The organism is Tardiphaga sp., from assembly GCF_028290785.1.
Lineage (GTDB): Bacteria > Pseudomonadota > Alphaproteobacteria > Rhizobiales > Xanthobacteraceae > Tardiphaga.
The window spans coordinates 1-4087 of record NZ_JAQGJD010000067.1 but is presented as its reverse complement, the minus strand read 5'-3'; the positions used below and the strand labels follow the sequence as shown (position 1 = coordinate 4087).

Here is a 4087-nt window from a genome sequence, read left to right as displayed (position 1 = left end):
GCGGTCGCTGCAGCCGCCGCGAAATACGAGCAGATCCTCGGCTACCGCGCGATGCCGAGCGCGACCACGCTGCGCGGCGCCACCTCGGCGCTCGACACCTCGCAGACCGTCAATGTCGTGCCGGAACAGGTGATCAAAGATCAAAAGCCGCGCAACCTCGATGACGCGCTGGTCAATATATCAGGCATCACCCAGACCAACACGCTGGCCGGCACCCAGGACGCCGTCATGCGCCGCGGCTTCGGCGACAACCGCGATGGCTCGATCATGCGCAACGGCATGCCGCTGGTGCAGGGCCGCGCACTTACCGCCGCTGTCGAGAGCGTCGAGGTGCTGAAGGGCCCGGCCTCGCTGCTCTACGGCATCATCGATCCCGGCGGCATCGTCAACACCATCAGCAAACGGCCTGAACTGGTTCAGCGCGGCGAAGTCACGCTGGAAGGCGCGACCTACGGTTCACGCAGCGGCGCCAATGCGACCGTCGATATCACCGGTCCGATCGGCAAGGACGGCCTCGCCTATCGCTTCACCGGCTACGGTATCAACGAGGATTACTGGCGCAATTTCGGGACGCGCAAGGAGACGCTCTACGCGCCATCGCTGGCGTGGTATGGCGACACGACCACGGTTCAGTTCAACTACGAGCACCGTGATTTCTATTCGCCGTTCGATCGCGGCACCGCGCTCGACACCCGCACCATGAAGCCGCTCGCCATTCCGGCGACGCGCCGCATTGACGAACCCTTCAACAGCATGTGGGGTTCCTCCGACCTCACCCAGATATCGGTCGACCAGAAGATCAACGAGAACTGGAAGATCTATGCGGGCTACAGCTACAACGTCGAGACCTACAATGCCGCCCAGTTGCGCAACACGGCGGTCAACCCCGTCACCGGCGTCACGACACGAAGCAATGACGGTACCTATGGCGCGCTGACCTCCGACAGCTATGGCACCGCCTATGTCCAGGGCAGCTTCTGGCTCGGCAGTCTGAAGAATGACGTAGTGTTCGGCGGCGACGCCCAGTATCGCGTGATCTACCGCAAGGACCTCGAGCGGCAGACGGTCGGGACGTTCAATGTCTACAATCCGGTGTATGGCACGATGCGGCCGGGCACGACTATTTCGGCCGCCGACAGCGAACAGACCGACAAGCTCTCGACCCAGGGCATGTTCTTCCAGGACACGCTGCACCTCACCAACCAGCTCGCTGTCGTCGGCGGCGTGCGCTACATCGATTACGCCCAACTCGCGGGCAAGGGCCGCCCGTTCGACACCAACACCAACCTTAGCGGCAACAAGGTGCTGCCGCTTGGCGGCGTGATCTACAAGATCACCGACGAACTTTCGACCTATGTCAGCTACACGCAGTCATTGAAGCCGACGGCGACGATCGCCAACTTCTCCTCCACCAACCCCGATTACGTCATCACGGGAGGCGTGCAGCCTGAGGAAGGCACGCAATGGGAGACCGGCCTGAAATACGACAACAAGCGGATATCCGGCACGCTTGCCTTCTATGACATCGAAAAGAAGAACGTTCTTGTCGCCCAGTTGAACAACACAACCGGAATCACGGAAGCGACCGCTGCCGGCAAGGTGCGCTCGCGCGGCGTGGAGCTCGACGTGACCGGCAGGCTGTCCGACAATTGGAGCATGATCGGCAGCTACGGCTATACCGACGCGCGGGTGACGGAAGACCCCGTCTACCTCGGCAAGCAGCTTCAGAACGTCGCGCTGAATACGGCGTCGCTGTATCTCGTCTATGACTTCGGCACCACGCTGCCGGGTCGCTTGCGAGTCGGTGCCGGCGGGCATTATGCCGGCGATCGTCCTGGCGACGCCCTCAACACCTTCGTGCTGCCATCCTACGTGGTCGCCGATACGTTCGCGACCTACGAGACGAAGTATCAGAACCTGCCCGTGATCTATCAGATCAACGTCAAGAACCTGTTCAACAACGTCTACTATCCCTCGGCGGTCAACAATCTGAACGTGGCGATTGGCGACGCCCGACGATTTTCGCTGGCGGCGACAGTGAAGTTCTGAGGCCAGTGATGCGAACACCGCGACGACGCAAAGGCTGGGCTTTCGGGCTGGCGCTTGCGTCGTTGTCGTCTTCCTTCTTCGCAGTGGCCAGCCATGCCGACGAGATCGCGCTCTACTCGACCCGCGAGACGCCGCTGGTCGAGCCGGTGATCGCCGCGTTCACCGCGGCGACCGGGATCGCCGTCAGGCCGACCTACATCGCCGACAGTCTGGTGAAGCGCATGACGGCGGAGGGCGACGCCTCCCCCGCCGACGTGCTGATGACCATCGGCCTCGACAAGACCGCACAATTCGCGGCCCACGATCTCACCCAGCCGATCGCATCCGAGGTGCTCGACCAGGCGCTGCCTTCCGCCTTGCGCGGCGCGTCGTGGATCGCGCTGTCGGTGCGGCCGCGCGTGGTGGTCGTCCGCGCCGACGCCGCCTTTGCCGCGATCCGCTACGAGGACCTCGCCGATATCCGCTGGCGCGGCCGGCTATGCATGCGCTCGCCGCTGCACCAGAACAATGTGGCGCTGGTCTCGGCCTATCTCCTGCACCATGGCGAGGCCGCGACGGAAGCCTGGCTGCGGGGCCTGAAGGCCAATCTGGCGCACCGGCCCGACGGCAAGGACAACGACGCGATCCGTGAGATCGCACAGGGCACTTGCGACATCGGCATCGCCAACACCGTGGCGCTGGCGCAATTGCTGGACGGCCGCGAGGGCCCGGAATAGACGGCATGGGCGCAGCAGGTGAAGACCGTGCCGACCACCTTCGCAAGCGGTGGCGCCCATGTGAATGTCACCGGCGCCGCGCTCGCGAAACACGCGCCGCATCGCGATGCCGCGCTGAAATTTCTCGAATTCCTGCTGACGCCGGCGGCACAGACGCTCTATGCCGCCGCCGAACTGGAATATCCGGTCGCGATCGACGCCGCGCGCGCGCCGCTTGTGGCCGCCATGGGATCGTTCGCGATCGATCCGCTGCCGATCGACCGCATCGCCGCCGGCCAGCCGGCGGCGATCGCACTGATCCGGAAAGTCGGCTTCGACGATTGACGCCGTCCCACTTGTCCCGGACGCAGCCGCGGCCCTTTCTTCCCTCGTGCAAGGTGGGGAGGGTGGCCGCGCGCAGCGCGGTCGGGTGGGGGCAGCCCCGCGCACGGCAGCCCGCCGGGTGCACCGCGCCCTACCCGACTGCTTCGCCCGTCACTCGCCCTTCGCCAGCCACTCTTCGTTTTCCGCCAGCTGCAGCATCGACAGCGCATTCATCAGATAGGCCTGCGCCTGCGTGGGGTCATTCTCCCCCGCGATCTGGCGGCCGAGCGCGGCGGCCTTGAGCCGATACTCGGTGGCCACGGCTTTGCGCTCGGTGCCCGCACGCATGGGGTCGATGGGAAACTGGATAATGGACATAGCGCTCTCCGATGGGTCAACAACCGGCAGGCACGGCACCGTCGTGGATAGCACGACGGCCGCCGCCTGTCGGTCCGGCATCCGACATGTCAGGCTAAATTCTCTAGTGATATCAGCGGTATCCAGTGCGGTTGGGTGCAAACCGAGATGGTAAAGGCGTGCCGCAGCCGTAGGGTGGGTTAGGCGCTCTTGCGCCGTAACCCACCGAACCGCCCGCAATGGGTGACAGCCGTGGATCCGAGGACGCTGACCACCTGCGGACTTACGGCCGGCGCGGTTGATCGCAAGATCCGTCGCGCATTGTCACAGCTTTGGCGGTCGATACAATAAACTCACCAGTCCCGCACGACTCGATTGCGAGGTCTTTCCGAACGTCGATCAGGAGATGATCGTGGCCCTCGAACTCCGACCGAACTGCGAATATTGCGATCGCGATCTGCCGCCCGATTCCACCGAGGCGCGGATCTGCACGTTTGAATGCACGTTTTGCGCGGACTGCGTCGAAGGCAAACTCTTCAACGTCTGCCCGAATTGCGGCGGCGGGTTTGCGCCGCGGCCGATCCGGCCCGCGACCGAATGGCGCCCCGGGCTGTCCGTCGCTACGCGCCCGGCGTCGGTGACGCGGCGGCGGCTGAACTACA

5 protein-coding genes are annotated in these 4087 nt (G+C 64.4%); 4 read left to right on the top strand and 1 reads right to left on the bottom strand.

Annotated features, from left to right (window positions below; all coding sequences use genetic code 11):
* The 3 genes from JWR89_RS03800 to JWR89_RS03790 form a co-directional block, all read left to right on the top strand.
* A partial coding sequence (locus JWR89_RS03800) for a TonB-dependent siderophore receptor (protein ID WP_299711978.1) occupies nt 1-2049 on the top strand: 2049 nt, incomplete at its 5' end.
* Nucleotides 2050-2057: 8 nt separating this feature from the next.
* Nucleotides 2058-2765: a substrate-binding domain-containing protein gene (locus tag JWR89_RS03795; RefSeq protein WP_299711977.1), complete on the top strand. Its 708-nt coding sequence runs from the start codon at nt 2058-2060 to the stop codon at nt 2763-2765.
* Nucleotides 2766-2792: 27 nt separating this feature from the next.
* A complete protein-coding gene (locus JWR89_RS03790) occupies nt 2793-3089 on the top strand; it encodes an extracellular solute-binding protein (protein ID WP_299711975.1) in 297 nt (98 codons plus the stop codon).
* Nucleotides 3090-3239: 150 nt separating this feature from the next.
* Here JWR89_RS03790 and JWR89_RS03785 read toward each other — a convergent pair whose 3' ends face one another.
* Entirely contained in the window at nt 3240-3446 is a 207-nt protein-coding gene (locus JWR89_RS03785) for a hypothetical protein (RefSeq protein WP_299711973.1), read from the bottom strand.
* 391 nt (nt 3447-3837) lie between these two features.
* Between JWR89_RS03785 and JWR89_RS03780 the strand changes: the two genes are divergently transcribed.
* On the top strand, nt 3838-4087 hold a 250-nt coding region (locus tag JWR89_RS03780; RefSeq protein WP_299711971.1), incomplete at its 3' end, for a DUF1272 domain-containing protein.